Raw genomic sequence first — 20,689 nt, forward strand, 5'->3', positions numbered from 1 at the left:
GGAGGAGTTTTATGCAGGCAGGTAAATCAAGCATCCAGTTTGAGCATCCGCCCATCATCACATCGGCGGCATCGATCGTGGGGCAGATGGAAGGTGAGGGACCGCTGGCAAGTTTTTTTGACCGGGTGGAGCCGGATCCGACGTTTGGGAAAAAGTCGTGGGAGGAGGCGGAGAGTGAATTGCAGCGCCAGACGGTGCAGAAATGCCTGGATAAGGCGGGCAGACAGGCGGCGGATGTGAATTGCCTGTTTGCGGGAGACCTGTTGGGACAGATTGTGGCGACCTCGTTTGGTGTGGAGTCGTTTGATATCCCGTTTTTCGGGCTTTACGGCGCCTGCTCGACGATGGGGGAGGCGATGATTCTGGGGGCGATGGCAGCAGGGGCTGGCTATGCGGACCGGGTTCTGGCGCTGGCGTCGAGCCATTTTGCTCGGCAGAACGGCAGTTCCGGTTTCCGCTGGCGTATGGGAATCAGAGACCGCAGTCTACAACCTGGACGGTGACCGGGTGCGGGTGTGTGATGATCGAGGGAAATGAGAAAAATGAAGGGAAAGATGGGCGCAGAGCGAAAGAAAATGCGTCAGAATCACTGAAAAATGCTGGACAGGAAAAATTGCATCCCAAATTTCAACCTTGTATCCCAGCTGCCACCCCCGGAAAGATCGTCGATATGCAGATGCGCGATTCCATGAACATGGGGGCGGCAATGGCGGTGGCGGCGGTAGACACAATCTTGCGGAATTTCCGTGATTTTAACCGGAAACCATCTGACTATGACCGGATCATCACTGGCGATCTGGGAATGGTGGGGAAGGAAATCCTGCTTGATTTTATGCGCGAGGCAGGACAGGATATTTCCAGCATCCATATGGACTGCGGGATCGAAATGTTTGACCCGAAAACGCAGGATACCCATTCGGGCGGGAGCGGCTGCGGTTGCTCGGCGGCGGTGCTGTGCGGCTATATTCTTCCGAAAATACAGGCGGGTGAGTGGAAACGCGTCCTGTTTGTGCCGACCGGGGCGCTGCTGTCCCAGATCAGCTTTAATGAGGGGCAGAATGTGCCGGGGATTGCCCATGGAGTGGTGCTTGAGGGAAAAGAATCGTTCGGTGAATGATAGGTATTTGCAAGAAACTTCAGAGAGGGAGCAAAAAAATGGACTATATCAAAGCATTTGTGACCGGCGGACTCCTCTGTGCCGCCGTGCAGATTCTGATGGATAAAACGAAACTCATGCCAGGGCGGATCATGGTACTTTTGGTGGTATGTGGCTCGATTCTCGGTGCGATCGGCTTGTACGAACCGTATGCCAAATGGGCGGGTTCCGGGGCAACAGTGCCGCTGCTGGGGTTTGGGAATACGCTTTGGAAGGGCGTGCGGGATGGAATTGACAAGGATGGGGTTCTGGGGCTGTTTACCGGCGGATTCACGGCGGGTGCGGCGGGGATTTCCGGGGCGTTGATCTTCGGCTATCTGTCGTCGCTGATTTGCAAACCCAAGATGAAGGATTAGAGAGAAGACGAAAGAAAAGTAAAAGAAAGCAAGGCAAAAGAAAATCAGTTGAGGAAATAAAAAGCTGCTGTAAAAGAGGCATATGAATGTCACTTTTTACAGCAGCTTTTTGCAGATATATTATTTTGCTGTTAATGCTCCGGATTCGCCGGGACAATCGGAATATTATTTCCATTCCGTCCACTTCCCGCCATCGGGCGTGGAACCGCAGAGTGGATCGGAGCCGATAGATTATCTGAATCGGGGCTGTAGCCCGGAGCTGAGAAATCGGCGCTCTCAGAAGGATGGATGATCGTGGACGAACCATTGTGAATCTTGCACTCGCCCGGCATGGAGAAGCGGGAATCGTCCGTTTCTCCGCCGTCTTCCGGAACGACCATAACTGTCTTGGAAATCTGCTGGTTCGTCGGGCAGAAGGCAGTCGAGATGCCGCCGGAGGCGGAGCAGATCGTTACGCGGGTGTGGTGATCGCAGGTCTCGGTCGGAACCGTGCCCTTCGCGAAATATTCAGTGTAGACGGCCGTTCCGCGCGGGTCACTGCTGCAGACGCCGGAAACCGGAAGCTTGCCGGATTTGCGGCATACTTCAGCGGTTTCAATGCTGTCCGGAACCGTAAATCCGGGGTCGCTTAAGCTCTCATGGACACGTGTCATGATATTTCGCCAGATGCGCTTGTGGTAACTGGTACCGCCGTTTGAAACGGTGCCGCCTTTTAATGGCTGGTTATTGTCGCACCCGCCCCAGATACCGGCAGTGTAGTACGGCGTAAAGCTACAAACCAGACGTCGACGTTGCTGGTGGTCGTACCGCTCTTTCCGGCGCAGCTCATATTGGGAATCGCCGCTGTCGTACCGGTCGATTTAACCCCGGAACCGGAACGCGTATACATTGTATTGCTCTGCATAACATCCTGCATCGCGCTGGTTAAAAGATAGGCGGTAGAGTCTTTGAGCGCCTGCCGCGTCTCCGGTTCATTGTCGATCAGTATCTTTCCGTTGCGATCCAGGATCTTAGTAAAGAAGACAGGCTTCGTGTAGGTGCCGCCGTTGGCGATCGCCGCAAATGCATTTGTCAGTTCCAGGTTGCTGACGCCCTTTGTCAGACCGCCGAGTGCTGTCGAGAGAGTCTGATCCTGGCTTACGAGGGAAGTGATTCCCAGCCGTTCGGCATATTCGACACCGAGCTGCGGCGTTACCGTGTCCGCCATGCAGCGCAGGGCGACGATGTTCATGGAATAGGTAATGCCGTCGCGAATCGTGTGATAGCCCTTGTAATCGCTGCCCCACCAGTTTCGGAACTCTTTTTCACCGGAAGAGTATGGTCCGTCATAGTAAACAGTTGATAGGGTCGCGCCGCAGGCATCCAATGCCGGGGCAAAGGAGGAAATGACCTTGAAGGTCGATCCTGGCTGCCGCAGGGAGTCGGTCGCACGGTTTAAGGTGCGGTTTGCCGTCTTCTGTCCGCGTCCGCCGTTGATTGCCTTGACATAGCCGGTGGACTGTTCGATCAGGACGAACGAGGTCTGCGGCTCTAAAATCATGGTAACTGATTCACCGAGAACGGTGCTTCCGTCCTGCGTGAGGGCGGTGCGGTATTCATCGATCGCCGTCTGCGCCTCTTCCTCGGAATTAAACAGCCCGTCAAAACCGCTTTGTCCCTTGACCTGCTGGATCCATGTTTTCAGAGTTTCCTGTGAATAATGCTGCGTTTCCCCGTCTGGATGGGTCAGGGAAAGGCGGTATTCAACCGAATAGCGAGCCGCGTCGTAGTTGGCAGGATTGTTGACTTCCTCATCGACGATCGCCTGAATCTGCGGATCCTGCGGGGTGTAAATCTGCAGTCCGCCGCTGAACAGAAGATTGGACGCCTGCGTGTCAGTATAGCCGAGCTGCTCTTTGAGCGCTTCGGTGACCTGGCTGATCAGCTCGTCCGTGTAATAGGAGTACGGTGTCTCATTTTCCTTGAGCGCCGTGTCGACATTCTGGATACGGGCGTAGACGTCGTCCGCCAGTGCTTCCTCCTGTTCTTCTTTTGTGATATACCCCTGCTCATACATTGCCTGCAAAATGACCTTGCGCCGGGCGGCATTTGCCTCCGCGCCGCTGATCGGATTCAGCTTTGACGGATTCTGTGTGATACCGGCGATGACCGCGCACTCAGAAAGGGTCAGATCGGAGACGTTCTTATTAAAATAGCGCAGCGCCGCTGCTTTGACGCCCAGCGTATTGCTGCCGAGGTTGATCGTATTTAAATAGTTCGTTAAAATGACCTTCCGATCGACGTTTTTTGTCAGCTGCAGCGCCAGATATTGTTCCTGGATTTTTCGTTCAATTTTGGAACCTTTGCTGGTCTCCATACCGCCGTTGAAGACGGTATTTTTGATGAGCTGCTGGGTCAGGGTGCTGGCGCCGCCTTTATAATTATTTGTCAGGACACCGACCACGGCGCGTGAAATGGAGCGCAGATCGATACCGCTGTGTTGCCAGAAACGCGAGTCCTCGATGGAGACGAATGCGTCGATCAGATCCTGAGGAAAATCCTCGTAGGATGCTTCAATTCGGTTCGAGTTGGAACCGACCAGCGTGTCGGTCACTTCCCCGGCGCTATTATATATAGTAGAAAAATATCCGCTTGGAGTGAAGCTGTCCGGGTTGAAGTCCGGCGAACTGTCCAGAATGCCTTTAAACATGCCGATAAAGGTGCTGACACCCGTCACGCAGAGAAACAGAACAAGAACAAAGGCAGTCTTGAAGAAGGTCAGAAACAGCCGGTTGGCGTATTTCTTCTTCCGGGAAGTGACTGCCCGGATCCGTTTCTTGGTTGCTTTTACACCGTAATTCATGAGAACCTCCTTTGGATTCGTAGTGGTTCGTTCTATTAATAAATACAGTATTTCCAATTATATCAAAATTCATGGGATAAATAAATACTATTGTCATGAAGTTTTTTTTACGGTATCATAAAAGATAAGGTTTATTCACGGGTAGGCACTTTTGGAACCGAAAGTGCCGTAAGAAAACGTGGTGGCAGCAGGAATTTGCCGTATTGAAATGCGAAGCCACGGCAAATTCTGTTACTGGGCACGTATGCGTGAACAGCAACTAAGGTTTACAAGCGTTTAAAGAAGTGAAAAAACATCCGTTTTAAGGATGCGTTGTTCATAGATGGAGGAAAAGATGAAAGAGCGCTATAAAATCATCTATCAGGGCGGCGAGGGCGAGATTGTGGAGAAGAAGTCCCGCTTTATCGCGGAGATCCGCCCGGTGGAATCGGAAGAAAAGGCGACGGCATTTATTGCGGAAGTCAAGAAGAAATATTGGGATGCGAGACATCATTGTTCGGCATTTACGATCGGAGAAAATAACGAGGTGGCGCGCTGCAGCGACGACGGCGAACCGGCGCAGACGGCGGGACGCCCGATGCTGGATGTGCTGTTGGGACGCGAGCTTCACAACGTCTGTGCGGTTGTGACCCGGTACTTTGGCGGGACACTTTTAGGAACCGGCGGACTGGTGCGGGCATACGGCGGCGCGGTCCAGGAAGGTCTTAAAAACTGTGTGGTTCTGGAAAAATGCCTGGCTCGCAAATGGAAGGTCGGGACAGACTACAGCGGGCTTGGAAAGGTGCAGTACATTTTGGCAGAAGCAGAGCTGCCGATTCTGGACAGCGAGTACGGCGAGGGCGTGGATCTGACGATCCTGGTGCCGTTTGACCAGGCGGGAGCAGCGGAGAAGAAGCTCATAGAGGGCACAAATGGAAGATGCCGGATCGAAAAACTGGATGAAGTTTATTTTGGCATGGATGACGGAAAAATCATTTTATTGTAAAAAAAGATTGAATAATGGATAAAAAAATGCTAAAATAACAAGCTGTATTATTTTGTGGGCGGATCCTTTGCCAAAGACGAAACGGCAGGATGCTTGTCTGTGACAGAAAATAATTATTAATTAGTACATGTAATGAATCATCATAAGAAAAGAGAGTAAGCAGATATGAAAATGAAACGGGAAGATGTCAGAAACGTTGCAATTATCGCTCACGTTGACCACGGTAAAACGACGCTGGTAGACCAGCTGCTTCGCCAGAGCGGTGTATTCCGTGCCAATCAGGAAGTAGTCGATCGTGTCATGGACTCTAACGATATTGAGCGTGAGAGAGGTATCACGATTCTGTCCAAGAATACGGCTGTTAATTACAACGGCACCAAGATCAACATTATCGATACACCAGGACATGCGGACTTCGGCGGCGAGGTAGAGCGTGTTCTTAAGATGGTAAACGGCGTTATCCTTCTGGTAGACGCATATGAGGGCGCGATGCCGCAGACCAAATTCGTTCTGCGTAAAGCACTGGAACTGGATCTGCCGGTTATCGTATGTATCAATAAGATTGACCGTCCGGAAGCACGTCCGGAGGAGGTTGTGGACGAGGTTCTCGAACTTCTGATGGATCTGGATGCATCCGACGAGCAGCTTGACTGCCCGTTCTTGTATGCATCTGCACGTTCTGGCTATGCGAAGAAGAACCTGGACGATCCGAATGTGGATATGAAGCCGCTGTTCCAGACCATTCTGGATTACATCCCGGCGCCGGAGGGAGATCCGGATGCAGAGACACAGGTTCTGATCAGCACGATTGATTACAACGAGTATGTAGGACGTATCGGCGTTGGTAAGATCGACAACGGTTACCTGAAAGTAAATCAGGACTGCGTCATCGTCAACCATCATGAGCCGGACAAGTTCCGCAAAGTTAAGATCGGTAAGCTCTATGAGTTTGAAGGTCTGAATAAAGTAGAAGTACAGGAAGCAAAGATCGGTTCGATCGTAGCGATTTCCGGTATCGCAGATATCCACATCGGTGATACCCTGTGTTCACCGGAGAAACCGGAGGCAATTCCGTTCCAGAAGATTTCTGAGCCGACCATTTCCATGGATTTCATGGTAAACGACAGCCCGCTGGCAGGTCAGGAAGGTAAATTCATCACTTCCCGCCACATCCGCGAGCGTCTGATGCGGGAGCTGAATACCGATGTCAGCCTGCGTGTAGAGGAGACAGACTCCGCTGACTGCTTCAAGGTATCTGGCCGTGGCGAGCTGCATCTGTCCGTCCTGATTGAGAATATGCGCCGCGAGGGCTTTGAGTTCGCAGTCAGCAAGGCGGAGGTACTCTACAAATATGACGAGAGAAACCGCAAATTAGAGCCGATGGAGATCGCTTACGTCGACGTACCGGATGACTTTACCGGTGCTGTTATCCAGAAGCTGACCAGCCGTAAAGGCGAGCTGCAGGGCATGAGCCCGATCGGCGGCGGATACACAAGACTGGAGTTCTCGATTCCGTCCAGAGGTCTCATCGGCTACCGCGGCGAGTTCATGACCGATACAAAGGGAAATGGTATCTTAAACACCAGCTTTGACGGCTATGCACCGTTCAAGGGCGAATTAAGTTACCGCAAACAGGGATCCCTGATTGCATTTGAGGCAGGCGAGTCCATCACCTACGGTCTGTTCAATGCCCAGGAGCGCGGAACCCTGTTCATCGGACCGGGCGTTAAAGTTTACTCCGGCATGATTGTCGGACAGAGCGCAAAACCGGAAGACATCGAGTTAAACGTCTGCAAAACCAAAAAGCTGACCAACACCCGTTCTTCCAGCGCCGATGAAGCCCTTCGCCTTGTTCCGCCGAAAATCATGAGCCTGGAGCAGTGCCTCGACTACATCGATACCGATGAACTTCTCGAGATCACCCCGACCAGCTTACGAATCCGTAAAAAGATTCTTGATCCGACTCTGAGAAAGAGAGCGATGATCAGCCGTAAAAATAGCTAAATAATCGTAAAGTGGGAGCAGCCGCGCAAGCCAGCTGCTCCTTTTCGTATATTCAAGCGAGAGATATCCAGGAAACGACGCGCCCCGCCGTTTCCGTCCCTCTGCCGATCCCATTCCCTCTGTCGATTCATGTCCCCCACCCTGTCGAAATTTCTCATTCACTTCTTCTTCTAAAACGGTCATTCCCCTCATACATATATACAGTAAGAAGCAGGACTCCAAGAACCTGCCGTGAAAAACTGCAAAAAAGAAGAGGAGAGAGATACTATGTCGGAAAAAATGATTGAAAACAACAAGGTTAGCGTGATTGGTGAGGTCGTATCGGAATTTACATTCAGCCACGAAGTATTCGGGGAAGGATTTTATATCGCAGACCTGGCAGTCAGCCGTCTGAGCGATCAGGTGGACGTGATTCCACTCATGATTTCAGAACGGCTTTTGGATGTATCGAAAGACTACCGCGGAATGACGATGGAGGCGATCGGCCAGTTCCGTTCCTACAACCGTCATGAGGGCGCGAAAAACCGTCTGGTGCTGTCTGTGTTTGTCCGTGAGATTCATTTCCTGGAAGAATTTACGGATTACACCAAAACCAACCAGATTTTTCTGGAAGGCTATATCTGCAAGGAGCCGATCTACCGGAAAACACCGCTGGGACGCGAGATTGCCGATATGCTGCTGGCGGTCAACCGTCCGTATGGAAAATCCGATTACATACCGTGTATTGCGTGGGGCAGAAATGCCCGCTATGCGTCCGGATTTGGCGTGGGAAGCCACGTGTGCGTGTGGGGGCGCGTGCAGAGCCGTGAATATACGAAGAAGCTGAGCGAGACAGAGTGCGAGAAACGTGTGGCATACGAGGTGTCGGTCAGCAAGCTGGAGTGCGTGGAAGAATAGGATAGGTTTAGGATGTTACAGCAAAGTTTGAAGCCGGTTATGCAATCTATAGGGCATGATAAATGGCTGGTTTTGCCATAGCTTGCCAAAACAGATAAAATATGCTAGAATAAGGCAGCTTACAGAATTCGTAAAACGATTATTGGATGGATAGAAATAAAACACACAGGTCTGTGTGTAAAAAGACATCAGGAAAGACAGTCTGTGCGCCAGCGCAGCGGGAGGCACAGAAAGAGGAGAGGGAAATGAAAAAGGGGAAAGTTCATATCATCTTCGGCACCGGGATGGGAAAAACAGCGATGGCACTGGGACGTGGTGTCAGTGCAGCCATGCACGGCCGGAAGGTAATTATGATACAATTCTTAAAGGGAGTGCTGAGCCATGAGACAGCAGATGGGTTAAAACAGCTGGAGCCGGCATTTAAAGTATTCCGATTTGAAAAACAGAATGAGTATTATGAAAATCTCTCTGAAGAAGGCAAAAAGGAAGAGCTCTGCAATATTCAGAACGGGTATAATTTTGCAAAAAAAGTACTCTGTACCGGCGAATGCGATATGCTGATTCTGGATGAATTTCTTGGGGTGTTAGATCAGAAACTGGTCGGAGACGATGCTCTGGAAACACTGCTGGCAGCGCGCGAGGAGAATGTTGATCTGATTCTGACCGGAAAAGTATGCCCGGCTGGGGCAGAGGAGCATGCAGACGAGGTGACGCGCCTGGAATGCCTGAAGCCGTCAAACGATCATGCGTGCATGAACGGTTGACAAGTATTCAAAGTAATGCTAAGATAGAAAAAACAAGTAGAGGTTGCGTTGATTATCAGTAAGCGGTCGGATGCGGCAGGTGCAGGAGAAGACAGCTGAAAGGATGATACGCCGAAGGGCTGCGGCGCCTGTATCTGCAGTTCCTGGGTGCAGGATGAAGAATTCTGTAACTGTCATCGACAGATGGGGAGCTACTGGGAGTTTGGATTTGAATTCATAGAGCTGGCCGTCGTGCCAGCTTTTTGTACGCTCAGGACCGACAGGCTGCAAACATTCGTTTGAAGCGGGGACAGAAACGGACTCTGGAATAGAAACTCAGCCATCGTGCAAAAGAATAAGGAGGAAACAAAATGTCTATTTTTGAAGGAGCAGGCGTAGCGCTGGTAACGCCATTTCATGAGGATGGAAGCGTAAATTATGAGAAACTGGAGCAGATCGTAGAAGAACAGATCGCTGGCGGCACAGACTGTATTATCGCCTGCGGTACGACCGGCGAGGCGGCTACATTAAGCCATGAGGAGCACATCGAGGTGATCCGTTTCGTATGCCAGGTCGTAAATAAGAGAATCCCGGTTGTAGCAGGAACCGGTTCCAACTGCACAGAGACAGCGGTATATCTGTCTACCGAAGCGAAAAAGGCAGGCGCAGACGGACTTCTGCTCGTATCCCCGTATTACAATAAATCAACCCAGAAGGGGTTAAAGGTTCATTTCTCAGAGGTCGCAAAGGCAGTTGATCTTCCGATCCTTCTGTACAATGTACCGAGCCGTACCGGCGTCAATATCACCCCGGAGACGATCGTGGCACTGTGCAAGGAATATGATAACATCGTCGGTGTCAAAGAAGCAAGCGGCAATTTCTCCGCGATCGCACAGATTGCAAGCCTGTCAGGCGGAACAGTAGATATTTACTCCGGCAACGACGACCAGACGGTTCCGATGATGGCACTGGGCGCAAAGGGCGTTATCTCCGTATTATCCAACGTGGCACCGCGTCAGGTACATGATATGTGCGCGGCATTCAAGGCTGGCGATGTAGCGAAGGCAAGACAGATGCAGATAGATGCAATTCCACTGATTGAGGCGTTGTTCTGCGAGGTAAACCCGATTCCGGTTAAGGAAGCGATGAACATGATGGGCGAGGGAGTGGGTCCGTTCCGCAAACCATTAGTGGATATGGAACCGGCAAACCGCGATCGTCTGAGAAGAGAACTGGTAAATTACGGAATCAGCCTGAAAGAGTGATAAGATCGTTACTGTACACGGGTAGGCACTTTTGAAACCGAAAGTGCCGTAAGAAAACGTGGTGGCAGCAGGAATTTGCCGTATTTAAATGCGAAGCCACGGCAAATTCCGTTACTGGGCACGTATGCGTGAACAGTAACATAAGATCCGTTAAAACGGGCAGTGAAACAGAATGCAAAAATCAGATTCGGAGGCGTGCGGCAGGGCGCTGCACCTCTGAATTTTGAATGAGATAGGGAAATGAGGTTTTAACAGATGATACGAGCAATTATGCATGGCTGCAACGGCGCCATGGGACAGGTTATTTCCGGAATCGCAGCGAAGGACGAGGAGATCTCTATCGTTGCGGGTATTGATATGAGAACCGAGCAGAAAAATGATTATCCGGTTTTTGCGTCTCTGAACGAATGCAAGGTAGAAGCGGATGTTGTGATTGATTTTTCCAATGCAGCAGCTGTCGATGAACTTCTCGACTGGTGTGCAGAGAAGAAAATGCCGGTTGTTTTGTGTACGACAGGACTTTCCGAGGTACAGCTGGCAAAGGTAGAAGAGACGGCAGAGAAGACAGCGGTTCTTCGCTCTGCAAATATGTCTCTTGGTATCAATATGCTCTTAAAGCTTCTGAAAGAAGCAGCGCAGATTCTGGCTCCGGCTGGATTTGATATTGAGATTCTGGAGAAACACCACAATCAGAAGGTGGATGCTCCGAGCGGTACGGCGATTGCGCTGGCAGATTCGATCAACGAGGCGATGGGCAATACATACCATTACAAATACGATCGTTCCGCTACACGTGAGAAACGTGATACGAAGGAGATTGGTATTCAGGCGATCCGCGGCGGCACAATCGTAGGCGAACACGATGTCATTTTCGCTGGTCAGGATGAGGTGATTACCTTTAATCATACAGCTTATTCCAAGGCGATTTTCGCAAAGGGTGCGGTACAGGCAGCCAAATTCCTGGCAGGAAAGCCGGAAGGACGGTATGATATGGCGGATGTGATCGGCTAAGAGATTTTATACAGATGTGAAAATGAAACCCCGGCTGTGAGTAAGTTTATCCACTCACAGCCGGGGTTTTCATTTCTGGAACCTTTCCTGCCCTTGTGTTTGTGGATGAAGGCTTCTGAAAATCAATTTGTCAAGGTTAGTGTATCATTTTTTTACATCTTGTGTAAAAAAATGACATCTTGTGCAGTGTGAATTGTAGAAAAATAAAACAAATGATAAGATGAATACAACAAGAAAAGCTTGAAACCGTGAAAAAGAAGAAAAACTCCAGAATTAAAAATAAAAAATACATGAAAGACAGCTTTTCGATTAATAAAAATACGAGGAGGTATGAGGATGAGAAAACGCAAATGGATGAAGGTGGGTGCCTGCGCACTCAGTGCCGTTTTGATCATGGGCTTGTATGCCGGACCGGCTTTTGCCGAATGGATAGGTACAGGAAGTGCAAGAGCCTACATCCTAAACGGACAGGTGCAGACAGGCTGGCAGCAGATCGATGGAAAATGGTATTACCTGAATGAACAGGGAGCACCGCAGATCGGCTGGGTAAAAGACGGGGACAAACAGTATTTCTGTACGGCGTCGGGAGAAATGGTCAGCGGTGTCGTATGGATCAATGGAAAAACCTATTATTTTGGCACACCGGACAGTGGAGAGATGGCAACGGGCGTTGTAAGTATCAACGGAATTTCTTATACGTTTGAAAACGATGGCACATCGTTCGGCGGCCGCAAGCCGAGACCAGCGAGAAGCTTTGAGGTAAAAGTGGCAGAAGACGGAACGATGACCATCTTAGAGACGACCAATGCCGATACACCGAAGCTGAATTCCAGAACATCCAAAGAACGCAGACATTCTGGAGGCGGTGGAAGTGAAACGCCGAGTGTGGTACCGAGTGATGCACCGGCGACGAAAGAACCGACCGAAAACCCGACGTCGACCGTGAAACCGACCCAGCCGGAAGAGACGGAAGGGGATACAACAACGGAGCCGCCGCAGCCAACAACGGAGCCGTCGCAGCCAACAACGCAGCCAACAGATCCGTGATCAATCTGAAACTAAGAGTACGAAGTGAAAATAATCGGCCAGGTTCAGATTTGGGGCGATTACAAACATTAATGATCTGTAACTGTTCAGTACCTTCACAGTTACGCGCAAAAATCCATCAAGAATTGCCTGCGGCAATGGGATTTTTGCCTGCTGGCCCATGTTTTCGTACGGTCAGCGCAGTAAATGCGCAGACCTACTGAACAGTTACAATAATCTATATTTTAACCTTGTTTTTGCTCTCCTGCATATAGGATGATGGAAACAGATTCATATACTCTCGAGCTCTTTCCTGCGTATGTGCAGGGAGGAGCCCGGGAGTATATAAGTTAGAGTGATGAGAAAGAAACGGCGTGTCTGAGGGGAGTGCCACTGAAATGGAGCACTTAAAAAGTCGTTAAAGGAGGTGCCAGAATGAAATCAGCTTACTGTATCGCCATTACGGCGTGCCTGACTGTCATCTGGCTGTATGAGGAAAAGAAAAAGCGGGGGATGGCGGGAAAGCTTTGCTGGAAAGCAGCGGCCGGGTATCTGATTACGCGCTTTGTATTCTTTGCCATTTCTAATCAGGAGGTTCATGACTTCCTGGAAGTCATGGCAATGGATCTGGTGACAGCCGGACTTTTATATATTTTGTCTGGGAAAAACGGAAGCCGGGAATCAGCGTGGGAATGCCTGTATCTTTATATCTGGAATCCGATCCCGGTATTATCTGTTCTTTCACAGGGCAAAAAGCGGATGCTTTTTATCTGGCTGGCGGTATTGATTCTTTTCATGGGCAGTTCGTGGATAGAGCGCTTCAGAGCGCGCCTTGGAATAGAAAGATTCAAAAAAATTGAAATTCTTCTCACGGCTGCGGGAACTGGCATACTCTGGGCGCGGGATATCACCGGAGAGCGCTTCGGACAGTGCAGTCCGGGAGATGAATTTTATCCGCTGATGCTGATGTTTTTTGCGGTACTGGGTGTGGGAACCTGTGTATATGGAATCGCTTCTTATGTTGGAATAATACATGAAAAATGTCAAATTCCTGAATCGAAAGTCGAGCTGGATGAAGCAAAAGCGGCACGCTGCGTATCAAAACGAATGACGGGGAGTGAAAAAATAGATGCCGGGAAGAGCTTGGGAATAAAATCCTGTGAAAAGAACACAGAGTCGGAAAAGACCGGCGCGCCCTGGTCCGGCCGTGACTGGTGTATGGCAGCAGGATTGACAGTTCTCTTTGCTGTGATGGCATTTGTGAATCTTGGAAGCATGAAGGCACCGCAGACTGCGTATGAATTTGAAAAAAATGATAGCCACGGAAATGAGATGGTGCTTCGGTTTGATGGAAGTGTGACTATCTCAGAAGCGCAGGTTTATCTGGGTGGAAAGGAGAAGAGACATTTTGTATGCTCGGTTCCGAATGCCGAGGGAGATGGTTGGGATGCCATCGGGGAAGAGACAGAATTGTTATCTGTATACTGCTGGAATCCAGTGGAAATTCATTACCGCACTTACGAACTAGGGATCGTGTCGATGGATGAGAGTGCAGAGGTTCTGGAAATCGTTCTTCTGGATCCGGATGGAAATCCGATCCTTCCATCCAATGCAGATGATTATCCAGAGGCATTTGATGAGCAAGAATTGTTTCCGGCGGATACAACCTATGAATACCAAAGTATGTTTGATGAGGTTTACCATGCCAGAACGGCAAATGAGATAGTAGAAGGGCGTACAATTTATGAGACAACGCACCCACCGCTTGGAAAATGGTGGATGAGTCTGGGAATCCGCGTATTTGGAATGACACCGTTTGGATGGCGGTGTGTATGCGCTCTGTTTGGCATCCTGATGGTGCCGGTCAGCTATGCGTTTATGCGGAAAATCAGCCGGAGTACATGGATTGCCTCATTTGCAGCACTGTTGATAGTCTTTGATTTCATGCACTTTACATTGTCAAGAATCGGAACCATTGATGTGATAGTGGGATTTTTTATCCTGCTTACCTTTTATCTGATGTATCTGGTGCTGGATGACCTGAAAATGGGATGCAGCTGGAAAACGGTGTGTCTGATGATTTTAAATGGCATGGCAGCTGGAGCGGCCATGGCATCGAAGTGGACAGGGGTATATGCCTGCGCGGGGATTGCAGTCCTCTTTTTTACATTTTTGTTCCAGGAATATGGGACAGCTGCGGCACGGACCAGAAAGGGAATGTCTGGACAGGCGGCGATAAGTTACCTGGCGGGGCTGTCTGTCATCTGTATCGCTGCATACATTTTGATTCCGGCAGTGATTTACGTTGCATCCTATCTTTCTTATGGAAATGGTATGGGAAATGGAAATGTTTTCCAGACTATGTGGGAAAATCAGCAGCTTATGCTTCATTACCATGAGAAAACGGTGTTTGAACATCCATATGCCTCTGAATGGTATGAGTGGGCCTGGATTAAACGACCGCTTCTGGATGCATACACGTCGCTTAAGTCTGGTAAAATCAGTGTGGTTTCAACTTTTGGAAACCCGGTAATCTGGTGGTCGGCAATTCCGGCGCTATTTTATACTATATACCTGTGGCAGATTCGACAGGATAAAATAGCGGGATATCTGTGCATTTCCTATGCTTCTATGCTGTTTCCGTGGTTATTTATCCACAGAACCGTGTTTATCTATCAGTATTTTGCGTGCAGTATGATACAGATTTTAATGCTGGGAAATTGTCTGCATTTTTTCTGGGAAAGAGATCCGAAACGAACCAGGAAAGCAGCGTTGCTGTATCTTGCAGCAGTGATCGGCGCGTTCCTTCTTTTCTATCCGGTGCTGTCTGGATATCCGGTAAAACAGGAATTTGCCGAGCAGTGGCTGGAATGGCTGGAAGGTTGGGTGTTGTCATGAAAGAAAAAAAGAGAGACTGGGCGATCAGCGCTGGCTTTCTGGGGGTGCTTTTGACGGCTTATGTGATAAATTATAGATTTGGTTTTCTGGAAATTCTTGATTTTCATATCGAGAAAGTAAAGAAAGCATACCCAGCTTATTTTGGCACCTATGACCGGATGGGTGAATTAACTGCATGGCTGAACAAAATCGAAAATCTGTTCTGTATCGGACGGAATGGACAGCATCGCTACAATAACATGGATCATTCGATGATGACAGCATTTTGTGCAGTGGATCTTTTTCTGGCGGGAAGTACGGATAAGGAGCATATCTGGAGTGTGAATACAGAAAAAGCGTATCATGAGACAAAATAAACTGCCTGAAAACCACAGCCTTCAGTTCAAAAAAGCCCTGCCTGTGAGCCGCATCATCTTTACAGACTTTTTTCTATTTGTTATAGTAAAAATGGAGAGGCACCTGCGGGAGGAATGCAGATGTCAGAGAAACATAGAAATGCACAAAAATCAATGCCGCAAAGCAGAAAGCTGTTTAAATATCAAAAACGGAAGATTCGCCGCTATCTGAAAGGCATCCGCTGGCGGAGGAAGCGGAGGCAGAGGTATTTTCTCTATGGACTTGCACTGGCTGTATCCATGTACCTGGCGAGCATATGGAAGATACGGGAACGGATCTGGTCGATCCGGGAGATGAATGTGATCGAGTATGAGCTGCCGGAGTGGGAAAGAGCAGAGAATGGGGCGGAGGAAGCGCTTGCAGACTGGCAGGAGAAGAGAACAGTTGAACGGGAAAATGCCGGGGAAACATACGGAGCGACAGAAAAAACGGGAATTTCCACGAAAATCCGTCTGCATCTGAAGACCGGAGAGCTGGAAATCGTGCACGAACGGGTGGAATCAGAAGGAGAGTGACTGTTTGCGGCAGGAAAAACGTTTGGCCGGGCATGAATGATGAATGGAAGAGCAGGAACGGTTACTGTGGCAAATTCCGTTATTGGGAATGTATGCGTGAACAGTAACCAAGAACGAAAGAGCTGCAGCCGGAACAGCGAAAAGTGATTGATTTTGAAAAGTGCCTGTATTATAATTTGCAGGTAGGATATTGAGAAAATGTGTCGGTGACGCCTTCAAATGGCTGCGAAAGAGACTATTTTCCATACCCTGAAAAAAGAAAGCGAGGTAAATTAGCCATGTACGACAGATATGTAAGCCCTCTTTCCGAGCGCTATGCAAGTAAGGAGATGCAGTATATTTTCTCCCCGGACAAGAAATTCCGCACCTGGAGAAGACTCTGGATTGCGCTGGCAGAGACGGAGAAGGAGCTTGGCCTTCCGATCACGCAGGAGCAGATCGATGAATTGAAAGCACATAAGGATGAAATCAATTTTGATGTTGCTAAAGAGCGTGAGAAACTGGTGCGCCACGATGTTATGTCCCATGTGTATGCGTACGGCGTACAGTGCCCGACAGCAAAAGGAATCATCCATCTGGGTGCAACTTCCTGCTACGTAGGAGACAACACCGATATCATCATTATGACAGAAGCCCTGAAGCTGGTACGTAAGAAACTGATCAGTGTTCTGGATGAGCTGGCTAAATTTGCTGATAAATATAAAGCACAGCCGACCCTGGCATTTACCCATTTCCAGCCGGCACAGCCGACCACCGTCGGCAAGCGTGCAACTCTGTGGATGATGGAGCTCAAGCAGGATCTGGATGATCTGGATTATGTGCTTGGATCCTTACGTCTCCTTGGCTCCAAGGGAACAACTGGTACACAGGCAAGTTTCCTGGAGCTCTTTGATGGGGATCATGCAAAGTGCCGCAAGGTAGATCAGATGATCGCGGAGAAGATGGGCTTTGATGGCTGCTATCCGGTATCCGGACAGACCTATTCCCGTAAGCAGGATACACGTGTATTAAATGTTCTTGCCGGTATTGCACAGAGTGCCCATAAATTCTCCAACGATATCCGTCTTCTTCAGCATCTGAAAGAAGTAGAAGAGCCTTTCGAGAAGAATCAGATCGGTTCCTCCGCTATGGCATATAAGAGAAATCCTATGAGAAGCGAGCGTATGGCTTCCCTGGCTAACTACGTGATGGCAGACGTGATGAACCCGATGCTGGTTGCATCTACCCAGTGGTTTGAGCGTACATTGGATGATTCTGCGAACAAGCGTCTGAGTGTTCCGGAAGGCTTCCTTGCAATTGATGGTATTCTGGATCTGTACCTGAATGTCGTTGACGGTCTGGTTGTATATCCGAGGTTATCGAGAAACACATGATGGCAGAGCTTCCGTTCATGGCAACCGAGAATATCATGATGGATGCAGTAAAGGCAGGCGGTGACCGTCAGGAACTGCATGAGAAGATCCGTACTCTGTCGATGGAAGCTGGAAAGAATGTGAAAGAGAAAGGTCTGGATAACAACCTTCTCGAGCTGATTGCAGCGGATCCGGCGTTCAATCTGTCCTTAGATGACCTGAAAGCAGCGATGAAACCGGAGCGCTACACCGGTCGTGCAAAAGAGCAGGTAGATGAGTTCTTGGCGGAGGTAATCCAGCCGATTCTGGATGCAAATAAAGAAGATCTGGGCGTGAAAGCAGAGATTAATGTCTAAACAGGATTTACATGGAAGTGTGAATCTGGAGTATTACCGGGTATTTTGCAGCGTGTGCGAATGCGGCGGCATCACGGCGGCCGCAGAGGCACTCTGCATTTCCCAGCCGGCGGTCAGCCAGGCGGTCCGACAACTGGAGACCGCGCTTGGCTGCCGCCTTTTTTTGCGGACATCGCGCGGCGTGAAGCTGACGAGCGAGGGAGAATTGCTTCTGTCGTATGTCAGACGGGGAATTGATGCGATACAGGACGGGGAGACGATGCTGCGGCGCATGAAGGACCTGGAAACGGGCGAGATCCGCATTGGCGCGAGCGATATGACACTTCAGTTTTATCTGCTTCCATATCTGGAACAATTTCATGAGCAGTATCCGAATATCAAGGTGACGGTTTCAAACGGCCCGACGCCCGAGACCCTTGAAGCACTCTATCAGGGACACATTGATTTCGGTATTGTCAGCACACCTTTTGAAACCAAGCAGGCGGTAAAGAGTCTTCCGGTTCAGGAGATCCGCAATGTGTTTATAGCCGGACCCAAATACGCAGCCCAGTTAAAGGGCAGAAAACTTTCATATAAAGAGCTGTTGAACTGCCCCTGCATCTTCCTGGAGCGCAATACCAGTACGCGCCGCTTTATGGATGAGTTTCTGGCAAAGCGCGGGGTTCGGCTGGAGCCGGAGTTTGAACTGGCCACCAGTGAGATGATTGTCCAGTTTGTTAAGCGGAATCTGGGAATCGGCTGTCTGATGTCGGATTTTGCATCGGAGGCTCTTGGAAATGGGGATGTTTTTGCGTTGGAATTTGATGAAGAGATGCCACCCCGTGAGTTTTGTCTGGTGGCAGCTGAAAAAGCCTGGATGTCCCCAGCGGCTGCGAAGCTTTTTAATCAGCTGGCGAAGGTAACCACATGAGAAAAATAGGAGCTGCAAAGTAGAGGTTTTTCAAATCACATTGTCTGGCATATGTGTGAGCATCAATAGTATAAGTGTTAATTATGTAGCTTATAAATAATATTGATTTTACTTATATAGAAAAGTTGTGTATGATTATACAGTAAGAGGGCATGATCGTTTTTCGATCATGCCGAAAAGTATTTATATTCTTCTGAGGGAGGAAAATTCATGGTACGAGCAATAGTAGGAGCTAACTGGGGAGACGAAGGCAAGGGTAAGATTACCGATATGCTTGCTAAGGAATCCGACATCATTATCCGTTTTCAGGGAGGAAGCAACGCAGGTCATACGATTATCAATAATTATGGCCGTTTCGCACTTCACCTTCTGCCGTCCGGTGTATTTTACGGACACACAACCAGCATCATCGGCAATGGTGTGGCATTAAACATCCCGTTTCTGGTAAAAGAGCTGGAAAGCCTGGTATCTCAGGGTGTTCCGATGCCACATATTCTGGTATCGGATCGCGCACAGATCCTGATGCCGTACCATGTTCTGTTTGATACGTATGAGGAAGAGCGTCTGGGCGGCAAGTCCTTCGGTTCTACCAAGTCCGGTATCGCGCCGTTCTACTCTGACAAATACGCGAAGATCGGTTTCCAGGTCAGCGAACTGTTCGAGGACGAGGCAGCTCTGAAAGATAAAGTACAGCGTGTCTGCGAGACAAAGAATGTCCTGTTAGAGCATCTGTACCACAAACCGCTGCTGAACCCGGATGAGGTTCTGGCAGAGCTGATGGAATACAAGAAGATGGTAGAGCCGTATGTATGCGATGTATCTGCATATCTGCATGACGCGATCAAAGATGGTAAAAACATCCTTCTTGAGGGTCAGTTAGGTTCCCTGAAAGACCCGGATCACGGTATTTACCCGATGGTTACTTCTTCTTCGACTCTGGCAGCTTACGGCGCTATCGGCGCAGGTATCCCGCCGTACGAGATCAAAGAGATCACAACCGTTGTAAAGGCATACTCCAGTGCAGTCGGCGCAGGTGCATTTGTCAGCGAGATCTTCGGTGATGAGGCAGATGAGCTTCGTCGTCGTGGCGGTGATAAGGGTGAGTTCGGCGCAACCACCGGACGTCCGAGACGTGTGGGCTGGTTCGACGCAGTAGCAAGCCGTTACGGCTGCCGCATCCAGGGTTCAACCGAAGTGGCTCTGACCGTTCTGGATGTTCTGGGATATCTGGACGAGATCCCGATCTGCGTTGGCTACGAGATCGACGGCGAAGTTGTCAAAGACTTCCCGGTAACCTACAAGCTGGAGAAAGCAAAACCGGTTCTGAAGACACTTCCGGGCTGGAAATGTGATATCCGCGGAATCAAGAAATACGAAGATCTCCCGGCAGAGTGCCGCAACTACATCGAGACGATCGAGGCAGAGCTTGGCGTACCGGTAACCATGGTATCCAATGGTCCGGGACGTGATGAGATCATTATGAGAAAGTAACTTTATAGAATCAATTTCAGCGGCGGTCCTGCATGATGAGTGCAGACCGCCGCTATTTTTGTGTAATAGGAAATTCCTTGGAATTCTCTATTACACAAAAAGGCACATTCTTTTTCAAGTTTATTCTGAAATCAGCCAGTCAATTAAATTTTTAGGACAATAAGCGGGAATCCTCGGCAATTTGATTACCGAGATGAAAGCGCAGGAGTGTGCATATCTGCACAATGCAAATAGTATAATAATTCTCATCCTTTGATGGTAATGCCGTAACCGGCATACAATAAAAACGAAAATATGTTCGAATAATAATTGCGTATTACACTTCAATATGATATACTATATGTATGAAAGGAAATCTGATACATTATAGAACTTGCGTGTGTAATATTAACTACCATATGGTTTGGTCGGTGAAATACAGACGGAAGATATTAACCCCAGAAGTTGAGAAATACCTACAGGAACTCGTGCAGCAGATAGCTGACG

16 protein-coding genes, 2 pseudogenes and 1 riboswitch are annotated in these 20,689 nt (G+C 49.2%); of the genes and pseudogenes, 16 read left to right on the top strand and 2 right to left on the bottom strand.

Features of this window, described 5'->3' with window-relative positions:
- The first annotated feature begins 11 nt into the window (after positions 1–11).
- Both DWZ16_RS05525 and DWZ16_RS05530 read left to right on the top strand, forming a co-directional pair.
- Positions 12–1,117: pseudogene (locus DWZ16_RS05525) on the top strand (stage V sporulation protein AD).
- A gap of 38 nt (positions 1,118–1,155) precedes the next feature.
- Entirely contained in the window at positions 1,156–1,512 is a 357-nt protein-coding gene (locus DWZ16_RS05530; protein WP_022359528.1) for a SpoVA/SpoVAEb family sporulation membrane protein, read from the top strand.
- Between the two features lie 131 nt (positions 1,513–1,643).
- Here DWZ16_RS05530 and DWZ16_RS16625 read toward each other — a convergent pair whose 3' ends face one another.
- Both DWZ16_RS16625 and DWZ16_RS05535 read right to left on the bottom strand, forming a co-directional pair.
- Entirely contained in the window at positions 1,644–2,165 is a 522-nt protein-coding gene (locus tag DWZ16_RS16625; RefSeq protein ID WP_412694290.1) for a hypothetical protein, read from the bottom strand.
- Positions 2,166–2,224: 59 nt separating this feature from the next.
- The gene (locus DWZ16_RS05535; protein WP_412694291.1) at positions 2,225–4,354 is read right to left on the bottom strand and encodes a transglycosylase domain-containing protein; all 2,130 of its coding nucleotides are present in this window, start codon (positions 4,352–4,354) and stop codon (positions 2,225–2,227) included.
- 334 nt (positions 4,355–4,688) lie between these two features.
- Here DWZ16_RS05535 and DWZ16_RS05540 point away from each other — a divergent pair, with 334 nt between their 5' ends.
- From DWZ16_RS05540 to DWZ16_RS05605, 14 genes and pseudogenes are all read left to right on the top strand, one after another.
- Positions 4,689–5,339 carry a YigZ family protein gene (locus tag DWZ16_RS05540; protein ID WP_118522441.1) on the top strand — a complete coding sequence of 217 codons (651 nt, stop codon included), beginning with the start codon at positions 4,689–4,691 and terminating at the stop codon, positions 5,337–5,339.
- 165 nt (positions 5,340–5,504) lie between these two features.
- Positions 5,505–7,343 carry a translational GTPase TypA gene (gene typA, locus DWZ16_RS05545; protein WP_117795171.1) on the top strand — a complete coding sequence of 613 codons (1,839 nt, stop codon included), beginning with the start codon at positions 5,505–5,507 and terminating at the stop codon, positions 7,341–7,343.
- Positions 7,344–7,610: 267 nt separating this feature from the next.
- Positions 7,611–8,240: a single-stranded DNA-binding protein gene (locus DWZ16_RS05550; protein ID WP_022359532.1), complete on the top strand. Its 630-nt coding sequence runs from the start codon at positions 7,611–7,613 to the stop codon at positions 8,238–8,240.
- A gap of 245 nt (positions 8,241–8,485) precedes the next feature.
- Positions 8,486–9,004 carry a cob(I)yrinic acid a,c-diamide adenosyltransferase gene (locus DWZ16_RS05555; RefSeq protein WP_022359533.1) on the top strand — a complete coding sequence of 173 codons (519 nt, stop codon included), beginning with the start codon at positions 8,486–8,488 and terminating at the stop codon, positions 9,002–9,004.
- 29 nt (positions 9,005–9,033) lie between these two features.
- Positions 9,034–9,206: riboswitch (Lysine riboswitch) on the top strand.
- 148 nt (positions 9,207–9,354) lie between these two features.
- Complete coding sequence (dapA, locus tag DWZ16_RS05560) at positions 9,355–10,248, top strand: 4-hydroxy-tetrahydrodipicolinate synthase (RefSeq protein WP_118522430.1); 894 nt, start codon at positions 9,355–9,357, stop codon at positions 10,246–10,248.
- Positions 10,249–10,503: 255 nt separating this feature from the next.
- Complete coding sequence (dapB, locus tag DWZ16_RS05565; protein WP_118522431.1) at positions 10,504–11,259, top strand: 4-hydroxy-tetrahydrodipicolinate reductase; 756 nt, start codon at positions 10,504–10,506, stop codon at positions 11,257–11,259.
- Positions 11,260–11,595: 336 nt separating this feature from the next.
- Entirely contained in the window at positions 11,596–12,306 is a 711-nt protein-coding gene (locus DWZ16_RS05570; protein WP_182427299.1) for a hypothetical protein, read from the top strand.
- Between the two features lie 414 nt (positions 12,307–12,720).
- Positions 12,721–15,183: a phospholipid carrier-dependent glycosyltransferase gene (locus DWZ16_RS05575; protein WP_118522433.1), complete on the top strand. Its 2,463-nt coding sequence runs from the start codon at positions 12,721–12,723 to the stop codon at positions 15,181–15,183.
- Positions 15,156–15,539 (top strand): hypothetical protein, encoded by a 384-nt coding sequence (locus DWZ16_RS05580; protein ID WP_147353403.1) that lies wholly within the window; start codon positions 15,156–15,158, stop codon positions 15,537–15,539. Before DWZ16_RS05575 ends, DWZ16_RS05580 begins: the two co-directional genes overlap by 28 nt.
- A gap of 120 nt (positions 15,540–15,659) precedes the next feature.
- Entirely contained in the window at positions 15,660–16,094 is a 435-nt protein-coding gene (locus DWZ16_RS05585) for a hypothetical protein (RefSeq protein ID WP_118522435.1), read from the top strand.
- Positions 16,095–16,372: 278 nt separating this feature from the next.
- Positions 16,373–17,802, top strand: a pseudogene (gene purB, locus DWZ16_RS05590) (adenylosuccinate lyase).
- Complete coding sequence (locus DWZ16_RS05595; RefSeq protein WP_118522436.1) at positions 17,795–18,712, top strand: LysR family transcriptional regulator; 918 nt, start codon at positions 17,795–17,797, stop codon at positions 18,710–18,712. The pseudogene purB and the gene DWZ16_RS05595 overlap by 8 nt, the downstream one beginning before the upstream one ends.
- A 210-nt stretch (positions 18,713–18,922) precedes the next feature.
- On the top strand, positions 18,923–20,203 hold the full coding sequence (locus DWZ16_RS05600; protein WP_118522437.1) for an adenylosuccinate synthase: 1,281 nt from the start codon (positions 18,923–18,925) through the stop codon (positions 20,201–20,203).
- Positions 20,204–20,547: 344 nt separating this feature from the next.
- On the top strand, positions 20,548–20,689 hold a 142-nt coding region (locus DWZ16_RS05605; RefSeq protein ID WP_182427300.1), incomplete at its 3' end, for a transposase.

Origin of the sequence: Clostridium sp. AF29-8BH (assembly GCF_003478145.1) — a bacterium.
In the GTDB taxonomy this organism is placed as follows: domain Bacteria; phylum Bacillota; class Clostridia; order Lachnospirales; family Lachnospiraceae; genus Otoolea; species Otoolea fessa.